This is a genomic window from Clostridium sp. ZBS15 (assembly GCF_023845705.1).
GTDB classification, from domain to species: Bacteria; Bacillota; Clostridia; order Clostridiales; family Clostridiaceae; genus Clostridium; species Clostridium aquiflavi.
The window spans coordinates 1-491 of the sequence record NZ_JAMQHY010000123.1 but is presented as its reverse complement, the minus strand read 5'-3'; the positions used below and the strand labels follow the sequence as shown (position 1 = coordinate 491).

Below are 491 nucleotides of genomic sequence, written 5' to 3'. Positions count from 1 at the left end.
GGGGGGGGGGAGGGGGGGAGTGTGGGAGGGGGGGGGGGGGGTGGGGTGGGGGGAGGTAAGGGAGAGAGCTGTCGTTAATAGATTGACTTGATTCCTGTGTTAATCTTCTGATAACTTTTGCAGGATTTCCAAGTATTAATGATCCGTCTTCAATCTCTTTATTTTGAGTTACTAAGCTTCCAGCAGCAACAACAGAATTTTTCCTTCTTTTAGCTCCACTTAATATTCTCGCCCCCACCCCGACCCCTGCCCCCCCCCCTCCTCCCCCCCCCGCCCCCCCCCCTTCCCCCCTCGCACCCCCCCCAAGCCTACAAGACTAATACCGCATTTATCAAATGGATTAATATCAATACTTCTATATTCTAAATAGTTAATTCCTTCATCTAATAATGAATTAAACAAATTATAATTATCTTTTGCCTTTAACCTTATAGAACTATATAGTTCCTTATGACTTTCAATTAAACCATCTTTTATAAATCCATTAATGC

1 protein-coding gene and 1 pseudogene are annotated in these 491 nt (G+C 44.6%); both read right to left on the bottom strand.

The genetic code is table 11. From position 1 onward, the window contains the following. Positions 1 to 238, bottom strand: a 238-nt coding sequence (locus NG904_RS16785; protein ID WP_502801472.1) for an LbetaH domain-containing protein, incomplete at its 3' end; no start/stop codon positions are given. 74 nt (positions 239 to 312) lie between these two features. Then, positions 313 to 491, bottom strand: a pseudogene (locus NG904_RS16780) (hypothetical protein); the annotation flags it as partial.